This window comes from Pseudomonas fragi, assembly GCF_002269505.1.
GTDB classification, from domain to species: Bacteria; Pseudomonadota; Gammaproteobacteria; order Pseudomonadales; family Pseudomonadaceae; genus Aquipseudomonas; species Aquipseudomonas fragi_D.
Genome location: NZ_NQKQ01000042.1, coordinates 1 through 16,285 on the forward strand (window position 1 = coordinate 1; position 16,285 = coordinate 16,285).

Here is a 16,285-nt window from a genome sequence, read left to right on the forward strand (position 1 = left end):
GTCTCAAGCCTGTAAATGTGTAAACGATGTACCCGGTCAGATGTGTAAAGGATCTACCGGTCTCTACAGTGAGGGCGTGTTTACTCTGCAGTCACCTGTTGTTTCTTGATCAGGTCAACCAGACGCTGGGCCAGGGCCGGGTAGTTCTCGTCGAAGTGATGGCCACCAGGCAGCTTGAGGCTTTCACCGACGGCTGTCTTGGCCGTGCAGCCGCTTTCATCGACTTCTTCCGCGCCATAGATGCACACCACCTTGCTGGCAGGCAGTTTGGACATTTCTTCGCCGGTATCCGCTTCCGCACCGGCCTTGCCCAGCCAGCCATCGACATGGATCTCAAAGCTGCCGCTGCGCGCAAAGGCCAGCAGCATGATTGAGTCGACGCGCTTTTGCTCGGCCTCAGGCAGGCGGTTGTAGGTGGCAGGCAAAACATCGGCACCAAACGAATAACCGACCAATACAAAGCGCTGGGTGCCCCACTTCTGACGATAGTGCTGCATCAGTTCGGTCAGGTCGGTGGCGCTTTGCTCTGGTGTCTTGTGCTGCCAGTAGTAGCGCAGCATGTCGATGCCCACCACCGGGTAGCCGATCTTGGCCATTTCGCCCGCCACGTCGCGGTCCAGGTCGCGCCAGCCGCCATCACCGGATAGAAACAGGGTCACGGTGCTGTTTTGCTGGCCGGCAGGCACTTCGACCACCGGCATGCTCAGCCCGCCGTTCTCATCGCCCACCAGAATCTTGCGCAGCTCGTTGCTCAAGACTTGTGGGTAGTGAATGTCGTAGTCGCTGATACTGGTCTGAGCATTTGGTTGATCGCGTACGAAAGCAGCGCTTGGGTCGTCAGGGTTGTCGTTCCAGGCCACCAGCCAGTTACCGTGGGCAGCCGTTTTCGGAACGGGCAGGGCGCAGCCGGGTTCTTCAAGCTTGAAACCTACCGACACGGCCTTGGCCTTGTCATCGGTTTGCTCGGCCAGCCAGCGCCAGGCCAGAGTTGCGCCCGGGCCAATACCGCTGACCAGGGTTGCAGGGCCCTTGAGTTGTTGCAGTGCAGTTTGCAGGGCTTGCTGCTGCAGGGTGCAATCGTCCTTGGGCAGGATCACCTGGACGACTTGCGCCTTGCCGCCACGGCTCAGGGCTATCAGTTGCTTGTCGTTCAGGGCTTCTTCGGCCGGGGTGGCAATAACCACCCGGGCCTGGGCTTTCTGGCCGGGAATGACATTGGTCAGGGTCGAGCCATCCGTTTGGCTCAGGTGTTCAACCGTTGGCTGCGGCGCGGGGCGATTCCACCACCAATAGCCGCCTGCAGCAAGCGCGACCAGAACTATCAAGGCAAGCAACAAAAACCGCCAGGAACGATGTTTCATTAACGTTTCACCAATCCAGTCAAGCCGCCTGCAATCAGGGCGGCGGTGTCAGCCAGTGCCACCAGCGGATCAAGTCCGGCGGGCACGGCCATATAACGAGGTTCCCAGTCAGGCTGGAATTTGTCTTTAAAGCGACGCAAACCCTGGAAGTTGTACAGGTGCTCGCCGCGCTGGAACAACATTGACCCCAAACGCTGGGTCAAGGGTGCGCCGCGACGCGGTTGCAGGCCGGACAGAGGTACCATCCCCAGGCTGAAACGGGCGTATCCATGCTTTTTATAATGCTGAATCAGGCCGACCATCATGAATTCCATGGTCAGTTTCGGCGCGTCCGGGTGGGCACGCATCAGGTCCAGGCTCGACAGTTCGTGGCTGTGGGTCTCAAGCAGGTTGGCAAAAGCCACCGGTTTGCCTTCAAAGCGAATAATGGCCACGCGAAAGTGCTTGATGTAGTCCTCGCTGAAACGTCCCAGGGAGAAGCCTTTTTCGCGCACGTTCTTGCCGGTGAGCCAGGCGTCGGAGATGACCTTGAGCTCATCCATCGGCGCTTCACCCGGTTCGTGGATTTCCAGTGACAGGCCGTCACGGGTACCACGGTTCCAGGTGTAGCGCAGGTCTTTCATCTCTTTGCCCTTGGCTTCCAGATCGAAGCGGTGCAAGTCGACGCGGGCTTCTTCACCGAGCTTGATCGCGGTCAGGCCGATGTCCATGTAGAACGGCAGGTTCTCGGCGCGTACCTGATAGAACACGGGGCGGGCGTGGACCGTGTCGCACAGGTCGCGAAATTGCCAGATCAACTCGGCACGTTGCTGGGGTGGTCCGATCGGGTCGTACAGCGCCACCAGGCTGCGCCCGCGGCGAGCGTACATCAGGAAGGCGTTGTCGTCGGGGTGGAACAGCAAGGCCTTGTCGCCGGTCAGTGCGAGGCCGCCGTCGGGCTGGTCGGAGGCAAGGATGATCTTGCCGGCCTTTTCCAGTTCCGCGGCATCGGGCAGGTGGATCACCGGGCGGGCGGTGCGCAGCAGCCAGGTCAGGGACACGACCACCAGCAGCACGGCCGCACCCAGTAGCGAGCGCAGGCCCCGTGGCGCGTCCGAGTCGAGGGTGAACTGCCACCAAAGTTGATGGCTGTACGGAACGTCCTGATAGGCGAATAGCAGCAGCCAGATCGAGGCACCCAGTACACAGATGCTGGCGACCAGATACAACGGTGAAAATGGCAGCTCGGTCAGGCGGCTCGGGCGGTAGAAAGAGCGGCGGAACAAGCCCAGCAGGCTGGCCGTCAGGACCAGGATGGTTGCTTCTTCCCAGTCAAAGCCTTTAAGCAGGGACAGCACGGCGCCGACCAGCAGCAGGATCGTGGTCAGCATCCAGGCGGCTGACAGGCGGCGGCGCAAGCCCTGGGCCAGCAGCAGGCAAAGCACCCCGATCAGGCTCGCACCAAAGTGCGAAGCGTCGACCAGGCGATGGGGGATCAGAAAACCGATATGTTCAAGGCGCGTGTCGATCTCGGGGGTGGCACCGGAGAACAGCAGTACCACGCCGGACATAAATACGAGTACCGCCAGTACCGGAGCTGCCAGGCCTGAAGCAACCCGCAGGCTTTGCCGGGTCTGGATCAGGCGCTGGGCTTCGTTCAGCAGCAGCATCAGGCAGGCAATCAGCAGCGGCAGAATCACATAGATCATGCGATACAGCAGCAGGGCGGCCGCCAGTGGCGCGGCCCCGAGCTTGTCGGCGAAGGCGGCCAGCAAGATGGCTTCAAACACCCCGACGCCGCCGGGTACGTGGCTGAGCACACCGGCCGCCAGGGCCAGCAGATAAACCAGCATAAATGCGCCAAAGGGCGGAGCTTCAGGCAGCAGCAGGTACAACACCGTGGCTGCGGCAGCGACATCCAGTGCGGTAATGACCAGTTGCAGCAAGGTCAGGCGCGGGCTTGGCAGGCGCAGCGTACGACGCCCGGCCTTGACCAGCAGGTTGTCCGGGATCGGCTGCTCGGGCAGGCGACGACGGTAGATCCCTACGGCCAGCAAGGCAAACAGCGCCAGCACCGCAAAAGCAATCGAACCTAATATCCAGGCCGGTATGTGCAGTGCGGCGGAGGCTGCTGGCAAGTTGCTTAGCGTGGCCAGTGCCGCCAGTGGCGGCAAGGCGCAGCCCAGCGACAGGCTGGCAAACAGCGTCATGTGGGCGACTTCAGAAGCGCCTGCGCCGTACCGTGCATAAAGGCGATAGCGCACAGAGCCGCCGGAGAGCAGCGACAGGCCTATGGCATTGCCAATGGCAAAGGCGGTAAAGCCGCCAAGGGCCAAGGTTTTGGGTGGCAGTTTTACCCCCGCATAGCGGCTGGCTGACCACTCATAGCCAAGCAGGATGACAAAGCCCACGGCTGTAGCAAGCACCGCACCGAAGAGGGCGGGCTTGGGGACTTCCAGGATCGAGTCGTGTAAGGCGTAGAGGTCAAGCTCGCTTAACAGATGGCGGCAGGCAATCAACGCTATTGCAAACAGCAGCAGCGTCAGTGCGAGGCCAATGGGTTGGCGATACTTGCTCAGCAAATCCAGCCAGCGCAAACGGGTCGCGGCAATCGGGTGGGCTGCTGTAACGGCTTCAATGGGTTCTGGCGAGTTATCGGGCATCAATCACCTCGTGGATCGTGCGCGATAGGATGGAGGCATAGGCTCAAGTTACCAATCCTTTTGGTCAAAATATTTCTAATTATGTTCAGCCGTTTGCCTGAGGTTCAGGATTGGTCTGAGAAAAAAGGGTAATTGCTGGCGGACAGCATAGACGAGGGGACTTTCAGAAATATGACGTTTAATGTCAATAAACGCTTGGCTCAGGCTTTTCGATCACGCACAAAAAAGGCCACTCTTTCGAGTAGCCTTTTTCGATGTTTGGTTGCGGGAGCCGGATTTGAACCGACGACCTTCGGGTTATGAGCCCGACGAGCTACCAGACTGCTCCATCCCGCGTCTGTGTGGTGGATTCTACAGCGATACGCTGGGCTGTCAAACGTTAATTTAGAAAAATTCGTTATGCGTCAATTGCTTAGCTAGAAAATACAGCTATAAAAAGCCCTGCAGGCCCTGTTCTGTATGGGGTGTAGCTCTATTGAGGCTAGAGATTCGATTGAAAAAAACAATTCAGCGGCGTTTTTCCCGCGTCTGTCGGGGAGAATCAAGACTACTGGTGCTATATACAGTTCGCAGTGACATACTTGCGCGGTGTATTGCCTACTCCATTGAAGAACACCGCCCTACATGACGCAGCGCAAAATCATCCACGTCGACTGTGACTGTTTCTATGCCGCTATTGAGATGCGCGATGACCCGAGCCTGGCAAACAAGCCGATGGCGGTCGGGGGCTCTTCTGATCGGCGTGGGGTGATCGCCACCTGCAATTACGAAGCGCGTGCGTATGGGGTGCGTTCGGCAATGTCATCCCGGCATGCCCTCAAGCTGTGTCCTGACCTGGTCATCGTCAGCGGCAGGATGGATGCCTATAAAGAAGCGTCCAAAGAAATCCACGGTATCCTGCGTGATTACACCGAACTGATCGAGCCGCTGTCCCTGGATGAGGCTTACCTGGACGTGTCCGACAGCCCGCACTTTGCCGGCAGTGCCACGCGCATTGCCCAGGATATCCGCCGGCGCGTGTCCAATCAGTTGCATATCACCGTCTCGGCCGGGGTGGCGCCCAACAAGTTTCTGGCCAAAATCGCCAGTGACTGGCGCAAGCCCAACGGTTTGTTTGTGATTACCCCGGACCAGGTCGATGATTTTGTCTCGGCCTTGCCGGTCAACAAACTGCATGGCGTGGGCAAAGTCACGGCCGACAAGCTTGGGCGCCTGGGCATCGAGACCTGCCTGCAGCTTCGGGACTGGAACAAACTGGCGCTGGTGCGCGAATTTGGCAGTTTTGGTGAGCGGTTATGGGGGTTGGCGCGGGGTATTGATGAGCGGCTGGTGCAAAGTGACAGTCGGCGTCAGTCAGTAAGCGTGGAAAACACCTACGATACGGACCTGCCTGATCTGGCCAGTTGCCTGGAGAAGCTCCCGGAGCTGCTCGAGACCCTGAACCGACGTATTGACCGTATCGACAGCAGTTATCGCCCGGGCAAGCCGTTCGTCAAAGTCAAATTCCACGACTTTACCCAGACTACGCTGGAGCAGTCCGGTGCAGGGCGCGATCTTGAGAGTTATCAGGGGTTGTTGAGCCAGGCATTTGCACGCGGCGCCAGGCCCGTGCGATTGCTTGGGCTTGGCGTGCGTTTGCACGATTTGAATAGCGGATTTGAACAGTTGGAGTTGTTCAAGGCGTAGGTAAATAACGGTAGCCCCAAAACAGGCTACAAGAAAAACTGCAACTGTGGGAGCGAGCCTGCTCGCGAAGGTCGTTCGCGAGCAGGCTCGCTCCCACAATAATAGGACTTGCGTCAGCTGACGCCCGGATCCGCCACCAGTCGCCCGGCGTTCTTGGTCAGAGACTGAAGGAATTCACGTTGCAACTCAGGATCGTTGCGCGTGAGTTCGATCAGGCTTTGTTCCAGTTCGCTGGCTTCTTCTTCCAGTCCCAGTTCCGACAGGCGCTTGACCCGATGGACCCATTGGTTGACGTCGTCACCCTCCAGGTCATCGTAGATCAGGTTGTGCGCCTCAAGCAGCTTGCCGCGAAGGTTGCTGCTGATCGACAGGGTCGAGTCCGAATGGGTTTCGTCCTGGGCGTCTTCCACCATGATGGTCAGCTTGCCGATGTGATTGAGGTCCTGCTCGGCAAACGGGCTGTCCAGCAAGTTGAGGCGCAGCACGCCATGGCGGTCTGTGGTCAGCTCGTGGGTCTGTTTGCCGGCCTTGACCACCACCGGGCGTTCGGCCCAGGGCAGGCTTGAATATTCCAGGCGCTTGTCGCGCTGAACATCATCAATCCCAGCCAGGTTCTGCTCGGCACGGCCGTGGGACTGCACGTTCATCGCCGGGTTTACCCCTGCAAAACCGTAGTTGATCCAGTCTTTGGTCACACTGTCCGGCAGTTGCCCGAACATGAACACGTTCAGCACATTGGCGCCCACCCCCGCGACGATAGCCACCGCGCCCAGCGGAATCTCATAGACTTCGCGCCAGGGCTGGTAAGGGGTATAGCGGTCGTAATGACGGGTGACATCGAACTCGGTGACCTCGAAGGTCTTTTGTTCATTGATGCGCACGCGACGTTGCGGTAGCTCAAGCACGGCTGGCGAACCCACATCGATCTGCAGGCTGTGGGCGAGCAGTTTGCGCTCGATGCGTTCCTCGTGCTCGCTGCGTTGCGACATGTGATTGGCACAGCCGCTCAGCAGCAGGGCGCCGCACATGGCGGCGCCCCCGAGGGTCAAGGTGTTTCGAGTGAACATGGCGTCTCTATCTGGTTTCAGCGAGCGATACGGGCCTGAAGGAAGGCAAGCACATCAGCAACGGGCAGGGCTTGTGGCTCTGCTTCGGTGCGGCTCTTGTACTCCAGATTGCCTTCAGCCAGGCCGCGGTCGCTGACCACGATCCGGTGCGGGATACCGATCAGTTCCATGTCAGCGAACTTGATACCCGGGCTGGTTTTCTTGTCGCGGTCGTCCAGCAGCACTTCAAAACCTGCCGCCGTCAGTTCGGCATACAGTTTGTCGGTGGCTTCGCGTACGGCTTCGGTTTCGTAACGCAGCGGTACCAGGGCAATCTGGAACGGTGCCAGGGCATCGCTCCAGATGATGCCGCGCTCGTCGTTGTTCTGCTCGATGGCTGCAGCCACCACGCGGGAAACACCAATGCCGTAGCAGCCCATTGCCAGGGTGACCGGCTTGCCGTTCTCGCCCAGCACCTGGCACTTCATGGCTTCGCTGTACTTGGTGCCCAGCTGGAAGATGTGACCCACTTCGATGCCGCGCTTGATTTCCAGGGTGCCTTTGCCGTCCGGGCTCGGGTCGCCGGCAACGACATTGCGCAAGTCGGCAACAGTCGGTACTGGCAGGTCACGTTCCCAGTTCACGCCGAAGTAGTGCTTGTCGTCGATATTGGCGCCCACGCCAAAGTCGCTCATCAGCTCGACCGAGCGATCAATGATGCATGGCAGTGGCAGGTTCAACGGGCCCAGGGAGCCAGCGCCGGCGCCGATGGCGTCACGCAGTTCCGCGTCGGAGGCCATGACCAGCGGGCTGTGTACCAACGGATGGTTGGCAGCCTTGATTTCGTTGAGTTCGTGATCGCCACGGATCACCAGGGCGATCAGCTTGCCGGCTTCGGCAGCGTGAACGATCAGGGTCTTGACGGTCTTCTCGATTGCCAGGTCATAGCCTTCGACCAGTTGCGCGATGGTCTTGGCATCCGGCGTGTCGACCAGGCGCAGTTCCTGGGTGGCAGAAGGGCGCGAAGTTTCAGCGGGCACGGCTTCGGCTTTTTCGATATTGGCCGCGTAGTTGGAACCATTGCTGAACACGATATCGTCTTCACCGGATTCAGCCAGAACGTGGAACTCGTGGGAGCCGGCACCGCCGATGGAGCCGTTGTCGGCTTCAACCGGGCGGAAGTTCAGGCCCAGACGGGTGAACACGTTGCAGTAGGCCTGGTGCATGCGGTCATAGGTGACCTGCAGCGAAGCGTTGTCGGCGTGGAACGAGTAGGCGTCCTTCATGATGAACTCGCGGCCGCGCATCAAACCGAAGCGCGGGCGGATTTCGTCACGGAATTTGGTCTGGATCTGGTACAGGTTGATTGGCAGCTGCTTGTAGCTGTTCAACTCGTTGCGGCACAGGTCAGTGATGACTTCTTCGTGGGTCGGGCCCACGCAGAACTCACGACCGTGGCGGTCTTTCAGACGCAACAGCTCAGGGCCGTACTCTTCCCAGCGCCCCGATTCCTGCCACAACTCAGCTGGCTGGATGCTCGGCATCAGCACTTCCAGAGCGCCTGCAGCGTTCATTTCTTCGCGAACAATGGCTTCGGCCTTGCGCATGATTCGCAGACCCATGGGCAGCCAGGTGTACAGGCCCGAAGCAAGTTTGCGAATCATGCCGGCGCGCAGCATCAGCTGATGGCTGATTACGACCGCATCCGAAGGCGTTTCTTTCTGTGTGGCGAGCAAATATTGACTGGTGCGCATGGTTAGCCGGTGCCGTTGCTGATGACTAGAAATGACTCGGCATTGTACGGGCGAGATCTGCCTGCGTACAGGGCGGGCAGGGGAGGTGTGCTCCCCCTTGCGTTTATTGGGCTTTTTCCAGGTCGACAACCGGCTTTTGCCGGGCCCGGCGGCTTTCCTGGTACCAGTGCAGGCTGATCAGTATCAAGGTCGGGATGCCCATCAGCGCAGTGATGATGAAGAAGTTGTGATAGCCGTACTTCTCGACCATGACCCCTGAATAGCCGCCCATCAGGCGCGGCAACAGCAGCATGATCGAGCTGAGCAGGGCGTACTGGGTGGCGGAGAACTTGAGGTTGGTCAGGCTCGACAGATAGGCGACGAAGGCCGAAGTCGCGAGGCCGGAGCTGAAGTTGTCGAGGGAAATGGTGACAACCAGCATCTGCAGGTTCGGGCCCATATCGGCCAGCAGCATGAACAGCAGGTTGGTGCCTGCCGATGCCGCACCGCCGATCAGCAGGATCGGCAATATGCCGAAGCGTACGATCAACAAACCGCCCATGCCGGCACCGACGAGTGTCATGATCAGGCCGAAAATCTTGCTGACTCCGGCAATCTGATCCTTGGTGAAACCCTGGTCGATATAGAACACGTTGGCCATTACGCCCATCACCGTGTCCGACATGCGGTAGGTGGCAATTAGCCCCAGCAGCAAAAGGGCTTGCCAGCGATAGCGCACGATAAAGTCATTGACCGGGGTCAGAACCGGAGCCAGACCTCGTCGTCCGATGGATGACAGGCACAACACGGTGAGCAGGGTGTACAGGATGGCGCGCAGAAAGGCCCTGTCTTCCAGCACCAGGGTGATCGGGCTCACGCCTTCAAATAATACGCCGGCAAAATCGGTGTTGTAGAGCTGGGTGAACATGGCCGGCACGGATACCAGCAACACGATCAGGACAAAAACTGAAGCCAACTGGTGACCGAAGCTGTAGCGACCTGCGGACAACTGGGTGCGCAGCGGCACCGGCGGTTCGCGCATGAAAAAAGTAGTGAGCAGCGCAGGAACCATCAGCAGGCCGAACAGTACATAGGTGCCGGTCCAGGCCGAGTGCTTGTAGTTGAAGCCCGTTGAGCCGAAACCCTCGGCAAAGAATAGCGCGCCCGCCGTAGCCAGCAGGGCCGCCACGCGATAACCGGACATGTAACTGGCGGCGAGCGCGGCTTGACGGTTGTCTTCGGCGATTTCGAGGCGATAGGCATCGACGGCAATGTCCTGGGTCGCCGAGGCGAAGGACACCACAACCGCGATGGCGATCAGCCAGGACAGGTGTTTTTGCGGGTCACAAAAGCCCATGCCGATCAGGCCCAGAATGACCAGCGACTGCGACAGCACCAGCCAGGAACGCCGCCGGCCAAGCTTGCCCAGCAGCGGCAGGCGCCATTGGTCCAGCAGTGGCGACCACACCCACTTAAAGGCGTAGGCCAGCCCGATCAGGCTGGCATAACCAATGGTTTCGCGGGCCACACCGGCTTCGCGCAACCATACGGAGAGTGTTGAAAACACCAGCATGTACGGCAAACCGGCGGCAAAACCGAGCAGCAACAGCACGAGGGTCGAGGGGCTGGAATACGCAGCTAGCGCTTCGCGCCAGGTTTTACGGGGCATGGACTGGAGTCTGCCTCTGGTTGCGGAAACAAAGGGCGCACTCTAACCGCAGTGCTCTATCTGGCGCCAGCCATGGCGTCGTATATCCACGCGATTATTCATGATGCTCAAGCCTTCAGCCCGTAAACGCGCTCGCTGTTCATCACCTGACGTGCTGCCTGCTGGCAGACTGATACGACCGCCAGCGGCGAGAACCCGGTGCCACGGCAGGCGCGTATCTTCGGGGAGCTGGCTGAGCGTTCGCCCAACCCAGCGTGCTGCGCGCCCCAGACCCGCCGCTTCGGCGAGTTGGCCGTAAGTGATCACATGACCTGCGGGCACCATCATCAAGGTTGAGTACAGCGCCGTGCGCCGAATCTCGGCAGGGGTTTGAAGGATGTCTGGCCGTGTATTCAAGGGGCACTTCTGGTTAACGGGGGGTATTAAAGAACTATAGAATGAACTCCGGCACAATGAGTCGGTCTTTCTTCCTCAAGGGCGTGTCCATTCGGATAATGCCGGCATTCTTCCGCTTTTCTGAGTTTCGCATCTGCTTATGTTGTCCAGAACCCTGCTATGCCTTGTTGCCATGTGCCTTGCCACCCCTGTGTTTGCCGATACGGTGTGGTTGAAAAACGGCGACCGCCTCAGCGGCAAGATCAAAGTGTTTGATGGCGGCAAGTTGCTGATCCAGACCGACTACGCCGGTGCCGTGCCAATTGACTGGAAGCAGGTCAAAACCCTGGAAAGCGATCAGGAGTTGCTGGTCAAGCAGGATGCCTGGACCGGTGAAAAGGCCAAGTCGTTGCAGGCAGCCGAAGACGGCAGCGTAACCCTGGCCAACGGCGAAGCACCGAAAACCGTAGCGCTGGCCAGCATCCAGCAAATCATCAAGCCCAAGCCGCTGGTTGAAGACATGGTCTGGAAAGGCAATGTTGATGTGGCGATGGACTACAAGCGGGCGGACAAGGATACCGACGACTACGATCTGGACTTCAAGACCACAGCTCGCCACGGCGCCTGGCGTCATCACGCAGAAGGTGAGTACAACCGCGAGTTTCAGAACGATGTGGTAACGACTGACAACTGGACCGCCGAGTACGCACTGGATTACTTCATCAGCGACAAGTGGTACTGGCAAGGCCGTCTGACCTATAACCGCGACCGGGTGGAAGACATCTCCCGCCAGCGCACTGTCGGTACGGGTCCTGGCTACCAGTTCTGGGATGACGAATTGGGCGCATTCTCGCTGGGCTCACTGCTCAATCGCACTGACTACGAATACTCCGATGGCAAGAAAGACAACTTCTACTCGCTGGCCATGAAGTGGGACTACAACCGTTACCTGATGGGCAAAACGGTCTCATTCTTTACCAATGGTGAGTTGGGCAAGTCGCTTGAAGGGGAGTCGGACTACAGCCTCGATTCCGAAATCGGCTTGCGCTACAAAGTGACGGAATGGGCATCGCTCAATCTCAAGGCCGAGAAGGACCTGATTGGCAGCTCGACCGGTTCCGATAATTCCCTTAACAAAACCCGCTATACCGTGGGGTTTGGGGTGGTCTGGTGAGGCTTCGTAGATTTGTAGTCGCTGCCGCAGGCTGCGAGAGCCGATCGCGGGGTATTTGACCGCGTGGTCTTTGAGTGAACGGGTTGCTGAGCAACCCTTCGCAGCCTGCGGCAGCGACTACAGGGCTTTGCTCTAGATCCGCAACCCGCCATCCAGCTCCAGAATCCGCCCGGTGTAGTAGTCATTTTCAAAAATGTACGCCGCCGAATGGGCGATTTCTTCAACCTTGCCCATGCGTTTTAGCGGTATGCCCGCGGTCATTTTTTCAAGTGCTTCAGGCTTCATGCCCAGGGTCATTTCGGTTTCGATAAAGCCCGGTGCGATGCCGGCTACCCGTATGCCGTAGCGCGACAGCTCCTTGGCCCAGGTCACGGTGGCAGCCGCAACCCCGGCCTTGGCCGCCGAGTAGTTGGTCTGACCGACATTGCCCGCCCGGGAGATCGACGAAATATTGATGATTGCGCCCTGGCTGTTGAGCTCGATCATTTTCGCCGCTACCTCACGGGTGCACAGGAACACCCCGGTCAGGTTGACATCAATCACCGCCTGCCATTGCGCCAGGCTCATCCTGGTCATGACGCCGTCCTTGACCTTGAGCAGCAGGCCGTCGCGCAAAATGCCGGCGTTGTTGACAAGGCCATTGATCGCGCGAAAATCTTCTGCGATCTGGTTAACGGTCTGGGTAACCTGTTCTTCGTCTGCGACATTGCACAGGTAGGCGCGAGCCTCGACGCCGTGCGCCTGGCAGGCTGCAACCGCCAGTTCGAGCTTTTCCGGGTTGAGGTCGACCAATGCCAGTTTGGCACCCTTGGCCGCCAGATACTCAGCCATGGCACGCCCCAGCCCCTGGCAGCCGCCAGTGATAATGATTACTTTGTCTTTAAGTTGCATGTGTGCCCTGATCTCTACCGTTAACGACGGATTTTTTATTAAGGAGTCATAAGTTGAGCGTTGAAGCTGCCAAGCATGCCCGAGAATTACTGCTCAAGGAATACCGTGGCGCCCTGGCTACCCAGTCCAAGGCCATGCCGGGTTTTCCCTTTGGTTCCGTGGTGCCTTACTGCCTGGATGAGCAGGGACGACCGCTGATCCTGATCAGCCGTATTGCCCAGCACACCCACAACCTGCGCAAGGATCCCAAGTGTTCCCTGATGGTGGGCAAGCGTGGCGCAGAAGATGTCCAGGCGGTCGGCCGCCTGACTGTGCTGGCCGAAGCCGAACAACTGACTGATGCCACGGCCATTGAAGCGGCGGCCGAGCGTTATTACCGCTATTTCCCTGAGGCCAGGGGCTATGACACCGCCCATGATTTCGACTTCTGGGTGCTCAACCCTGTGCGTCACCGTTATATCGGCGGCTTTGGAGCCATTCACTGGCTGGATCAGGTCACACTGGCCAACCCCTTTGCCGGTCAGGTCGAAGTGCGCATGGTCGAGCACATGAACAGCGACCATGCCAATGCCATTGAGCATTACGTCAAACTGACCGGGCTGCCGCAAACCGCGCCAGCTACGCTGGTGGGTATCGACAGCGAGGGTATGCATCTGCGCATTGGCGAAGGCCTGCACTGGCTGGCCTTTCCAGAGCCTTGCAACACTTCGACACAGGTACGCGAAGCCCTGGTTTTGCTGGCCCGTGCCAGTGAGTGGCCGAAAAAACAGACGGCCTGACCTTGAATTTGCACAGGCGCGCCGTCATCTAAGTCTGGTTGGAAGATATTCTTCCGGAGAGGAATCATTTGATGCGCGCTTTTCTATTGCTCTTTCTGTTGTTTCCAGTGCTAGAGCTGTACGTCTTTTTCAAGGTCAGCACCGCTATAGGATTTTTCCCCGCGTTGCTGCTGATCATTGCTGGCTCCATGCTCGGTGTACTGGTCGTTCGCGTCGCAGGTCTGGCCACGGCGCTCAAAGCGCGCGAAAGCCTGAATCGCGGTGAGTTGCCCGCTCAGCAAATGCTTGAAGGCCTGATGCTGGCGCTGGGTGGTGGCCTGCTGGTCCTGCCTGGTTTTATCAGCGATGCGGCGGGTCTGCTGTTGCTTTTTCCGCCGGTTCGCCGGTTTCTGGTCAACCGCCTGCGCAAGCGTGCTGAAGAGCAGGCCATCCGCCAGCGGGCGTTTGCCGAAGACTTTGAAGCAGCCCGACCGCGCTCACATCAGCCTTTGGGGCGTGAGCCCAACGTGATCGAAGGCGAGTTCGAGCACCGCGACAAATAAGGCTTTGGCCTGATCAACACGGCACCCGGGGTGCCGTGTTTGTTTTCGGTAACACACAAGGTTAAAAATTTCCTGGGCGTGCCCTTGTAATAAGTGGATGCGCCCTTATGTAACGGACACCGCAGGGTTTTACTGGTAACAGCAAAACTCCAACCGCGAATCGCACCCGGCATTTCCGGACTTGCAAACCCAGCCGGTATTGACACCGGCCGATGAACACCACAATTAGGAGAGATCGACAATGAAGCTTCGTCCTCTGCATGACCGCGTCGTAATCCGTCGCAGCGAAGAAGAAAAGAAAACCGCTGGCGGTATCGTTCTGCCGGGTTCTGCTGCCGAAAAAGCCAACAGCGGTGAAGTTATCGCCGTCGGTACCGGTCGAGTTCTGGACAACGGTGAAGTACGTGCGCTGGCCGTGAAAGTGGGTGACAAGGTTGTGTTCGGTCCTTACTCCGGCAGCAACACTGTAAAAGTCGACGGCGAAGACCTGTTGGTTATGGCTGAGAACGAGATTCTCGCTGTAATTGAAGGCTGATTTCCCGCTCCTTTTCCCGTTACTACAAAGTATTTAAGGAAGAACGAACATGGCTGCTAAAGAAGTTAAATTCGGCGACTCCGCCCGTAAAAAAATGCTGGCCGGTGTAAACGTCCTGGCTGACGCAGTAAAAGCGACCTTGGGCCCTAAAGGCCGTAACGTGATTATCGAGAAGAGCTTCGGCGCTCCGACTATCACCAAGGACGGCGTGTCCGTTGCAAAAGAAATCGAGCTGAAAGACCGCTTCGAAAACATGGGCGCGCAGCTGGTTAAAGACGTTGCCTCCCGTGCCAACGATGACGCTGGTGACGGTACTACCACTGCAACCGTTCTGGCTCAGTCGATCGTCAACGAAGGCCTGAAAGCCGTCGCTGCCGGCATGAACCCGATGGACCTGAAGCGCGGTATCGACAAAGCGACCATCGCCATTGTCAAAGAGCTGAAATCCCTGGCTAAGCCATGCGCTGACAGCAAGGCGATCGCTCAGGTTGGTACCATCTCTGCCAACTCCGACAGCTCCATCGGCGACATTATTGCCGAAGCCATGGAAAAAGTCGGTAAAGAAGGCGTGATCACTGTTGAAGAAGGCTCGGGCCTGGAAAACGAACTGTCTGTTGTTGAAGGCATGCAGTTTGACCGTGGCTACCTGTCCCCGTACTTCGTCAACAAACCAGAAACCATGACTGCCGAACTCGACGGTCCGCTGATTCTTCTGGTCGACAAAAAGATTTCCAACATCCGTGAACTGCTGCCAGTTCTGGAAGCTGTTGCCAAAGCCGGTCGCCCACTGCTGATCGTATCCGAAGACGTTGAAGGCGAAGCCCTGGCGACTCTGGTTGTGAACAACATGCGCGGTATCGTGAAAGTCGTTGCTGTTAAAGCACCTGGCTTTGGTGATCGTCGCAAGGCAATGCTGCAGGACATCGCTGTTCTGACTGGCGGTACCGTTATCTCCGAAGAGATCGGTCTGAGCCTGGAAAGCGCTACCCTGGAACACCTGGGTAATGCCAAGCGCGTCACCGTAACCAAAGAAAACACCACCGTTATCGACGGTGCTGGCGTTGAAGCTGACATCCAGGCTCGTGTGACTCAGATCCGTGCTCAAGTGGCTGATACCACTTCGGACTACGACCGTGAAAAACTGCAAGAGCGTCTGGCCAAGCTGTCTGGCGGCGTAGCAGTGATCAAGGTTGGCGCTGGCTCTGAAGTAGAAATGAAAGAGAAAAAAGCCCGCGTTGAAGACGCCCTGCACGCAACCCGTGCAGCCGTTGAAGAAGGCGTGGTACCTGGCGGTGGCGTGGCACTGGTTCGCGCTCTGCAGGCAATCGCTGATCTGAAAGGCGACAACGCTGATCAGAACGTGGGTATTGCTCTGCTGCGTCGTGCTGTTGAAGCACCTCTGCGCCAGATCGTTGCCAACTCCGGTGACGAGCCAAGCGTAGTTGTCGACAAAGTTAAGCAGGGTTCGGGTAACTACGGTTACAACGCTGCTACTGGCGAATACGGCGACATGATTGAAATGGGTATCCTTGATCCGGCCAAAGTGACTCGTTCGGCTCTGCAAGCGGCTTCGTCGATTGCCAGCCTGATGATCACCACTGAGGCGATGATCGCTGAGATCCAGGAAGACAAACCAGCTGGCGGCATGCCAGACATGGGCGGCATGGGTGGTATGGGCGGCATGATGTAAGCCAGCCTTACCCCGATACGCAAAAGCCCCGCCTGAGTGATCAGGCGGGGCTTTTTTGTGGGTCTTGTCCCGTCCTGAATAAGGCTTACACCTTCTGACCTATTTTCAGGAGGAATCAATGGATACGGGCAAAAGGCGCAGTCAGCGTGACTACACACTAGC

Annotated in this window: 13 protein-coding genes and 1 tRNA gene; 6 read left to right on the forward strand and 8 right to left on the reverse strand. The window is 58.2% G+C overall.

Annotated features, from left to right (window positions below; all coding sequences use genetic code 11):
• Positions 1-80: 80 nt before the first annotated feature.
• From CJU81_RS22980 to CJU81_RS22990, 3 genes are all read right to left on the reverse strand, one after another.
• Positions 81-1,361 (reverse strand): virulence factor family protein, encoded by a 1,281-nt coding sequence (locus CJU81_RS22980; protein ID WP_095038372.1) that lies wholly within the window; start codon positions 1,359-1,361, stop codon positions 81-83.
• Positions 1,361-4,003 (reverse strand): bifunctional lysylphosphatidylglycerol flippase/synthetase MprF, encoded by a 2,643-nt coding sequence (gene mprF / locus CJU81_RS22985; RefSeq protein ID WP_095038373.1) that lies wholly within the window; start codon positions 4,001-4,003, stop codon positions 1,361-1,363. Before mprF ends, CJU81_RS22980 begins: the two co-directional genes overlap by 1 nt.
• A gap of 259 nt (positions 4,004-4,262) precedes the next feature.
• Positions 4,263-4,339: transfer RNA gene (locus CJU81_RS22990), tRNA-Met, on the reverse strand.
• Between the two features lie 288 nt (positions 4,340-4,627).
• Between CJU81_RS22990 and dinB the strand changes: the two genes are divergently transcribed.
• Positions 4,628-5,689 carry a DNA polymerase IV gene (dinB, locus tag CJU81_RS22995; RefSeq protein WP_095038374.1) on the forward strand — a complete coding sequence of 354 codons (1,062 nt, stop codon included), beginning with the start codon at positions 4,628-4,630 and terminating at the stop codon, positions 5,687-5,689.
• A 113-nt stretch (positions 5,690-5,802) separates the two neighbouring features.
• Here dinB and CJU81_RS23000 read toward each other — a convergent pair whose 3' ends face one another.
• From CJU81_RS23000 to CJU81_RS23015, 4 genes are all read right to left on the reverse strand, one after another.
• The gene (locus tag CJU81_RS23000) at positions 5,803-6,756 is read right to left on the reverse strand and encodes a hypothetical protein (protein WP_095038375.1); all 954 of its coding nucleotides are present in this window, start codon (positions 6,754-6,756) and stop codon (positions 5,803-5,805) included.
• A 17-nt stretch (positions 6,757-6,773) separates the two neighbouring features.
• Complete coding sequence (locus CJU81_RS23005; RefSeq protein WP_095038376.1) at positions 6,774-8,489, reverse strand: proline--tRNA ligase; 1,716 nt, start codon at positions 8,487-8,489, stop codon at positions 6,774-6,776.
• Positions 8,490-8,592: 103 nt separating this feature from the next.
• Complete coding sequence (locus CJU81_RS23010) at positions 8,593-10,137, reverse strand: AmpG family muropeptide MFS transporter (RefSeq protein ID WP_095038377.1); 1,545 nt, start codon at positions 10,135-10,137, stop codon at positions 8,593-8,595.
• Between the two features lie 42 nt (positions 10,138-10,179).
• Complete coding sequence (locus tag CJU81_RS23015; RefSeq protein WP_441007428.1) at positions 10,180-10,560, reverse strand: MGMT family protein; 381 nt, start codon at positions 10,558-10,560, stop codon at positions 10,180-10,182.
• 112 nt (positions 10,561-10,672) lie between these two features.
• Here CJU81_RS23015 and CJU81_RS23020 point away from each other — a divergent pair, with 112 nt between their 5' ends.
• On the forward strand, positions 10,673-11,686 hold the full coding sequence (locus CJU81_RS23020; protein WP_095038379.1) for a DUF481 domain-containing protein: 1,014 nt from the start codon (positions 10,673-10,675) through the stop codon (positions 11,684-11,686).
• 132 nt (positions 11,687-11,818) lie between these two features.
• On the opposite strand, the gene CJU81_RS23025 is transcribed toward CJU81_RS23020, so the two are convergent.
• Complete coding sequence (locus CJU81_RS23025; RefSeq protein WP_095038380.1) at positions 11,819-12,577, reverse strand: SDR family oxidoreductase; 759 nt, start codon at positions 12,575-12,577, stop codon at positions 11,819-11,821.
• A 53-nt stretch (positions 12,578-12,630) separates the two neighbouring features.
• Here CJU81_RS23025 and CJU81_RS23030 point away from each other — a divergent pair, with 53 nt between their 5' ends.
• The 4 genes from CJU81_RS23030 (at position 12,631) to groL (ending at position 16,123) form a co-directional block, all read left to right on the forward strand.
• The gene (locus tag CJU81_RS23030; protein ID WP_095038381.1) at positions 12,631-13,356 is read left to right on the forward strand and encodes a HugZ family pyridoxamine 5'-phosphate oxidase; all 726 of its coding nucleotides are present in this window, start codon (positions 12,631-12,633) and stop codon (positions 13,354-13,356) included.
• 71 nt (positions 13,357-13,427) lie between these two features.
• Entirely contained in the window at positions 13,428-13,898 is a 471-nt protein-coding gene (locus CJU81_RS23035) for an FxsA family protein (RefSeq protein ID WP_016779793.1), read from the forward strand.
• Between the two features lie 241 nt (positions 13,899-14,139).
• Positions 14,140-14,433, forward strand: coding sequence for a co-chaperone GroES (locus CJU81_RS23040; protein WP_016779794.1), 294 nt, complete (start codon positions 14,140-14,142; stop codon positions 14,431-14,433).
• Positions 14,434-14,482: 49 nt separating this feature from the next.
• Positions 14,483-16,123, forward strand: coding sequence for a chaperonin GroEL (gene groL / locus CJU81_RS23045; RefSeq protein WP_095038382.1), 1,641 nt, complete (start codon positions 14,483-14,485; stop codon positions 16,121-16,123).
• Positions 16,124-16,285: the final 162 nt, after the last annotated feature.

Coding starts and splice junctions, on each gene's coding strand:
- dinB (WP_095038374.1), top strand. CDS start 4,628: ATGACGCAGCGCAAAATCATCCACGTCGACTGTGACTGTTTCTATGCC.
- groL (WP_095038382.1), top strand. CDS start 14,483: ATGGCTGCTAAAGAAGTTAAATTCGGCGACTCCGCCCGTAAAAAAATG.
- CJU81_RS23020 (WP_095038379.1), top strand. CDS start 10,673: ATGTTGTCCAGAACCCTGCTATGCCTTGTTGCCATGTGCCTTGCCACC.
- CJU81_RS23025 (WP_095038380.1), bottom strand. CDS start 12,577: ATGCAACTTAAAGACAAAGTAATCATTATCACTGGCGGCTGCCAGGGG.
- CJU81_RS23010 (WP_095038377.1), bottom strand. CDS start 10,137: ATGCCCCGTAAAACCTGGCGCGAAGCGCTAGCTGCGTATTCCAGCCCC.
- CJU81_RS23040 (WP_016779794.1), top strand. CDS start 14,140: ATGAAGCTTCGTCCTCTGCATGACCGCGTCGTAATCCGTCGCAGCGAA.
- CJU81_RS23005 (WP_095038376.1), bottom strand. CDS start 8,489: ATGCGCACCAGTCAATATTTGCTCGCCACACAGAAAGAAACGCCTTCG.
- CJU81_RS22980 (WP_095038372.1), bottom strand. CDS start 1,361: ATGAAACATCGTTCCTGGCGGTTTTTGTTGCTTGCCTTGATAGTTCTG.
- mprF (WP_095038373.1), bottom strand. CDS start 4,003: ATGCCCGATAACTCGCCAGAACCCATTGAAGCCGTTACAGCAGCCCAC.
- CJU81_RS23035 (WP_016779793.1), top strand. CDS start 13,428: ATGCGCGCTTTTCTATTGCTCTTTCTGTTGTTTCCAGTGCTAGAGCTG.
- CJU81_RS23000 (WP_095038375.1), bottom strand. CDS start 6,756: ATGTTCACTCGAAACACCTTGACCCTCGGGGGCGCCGCCATGTGCGGC.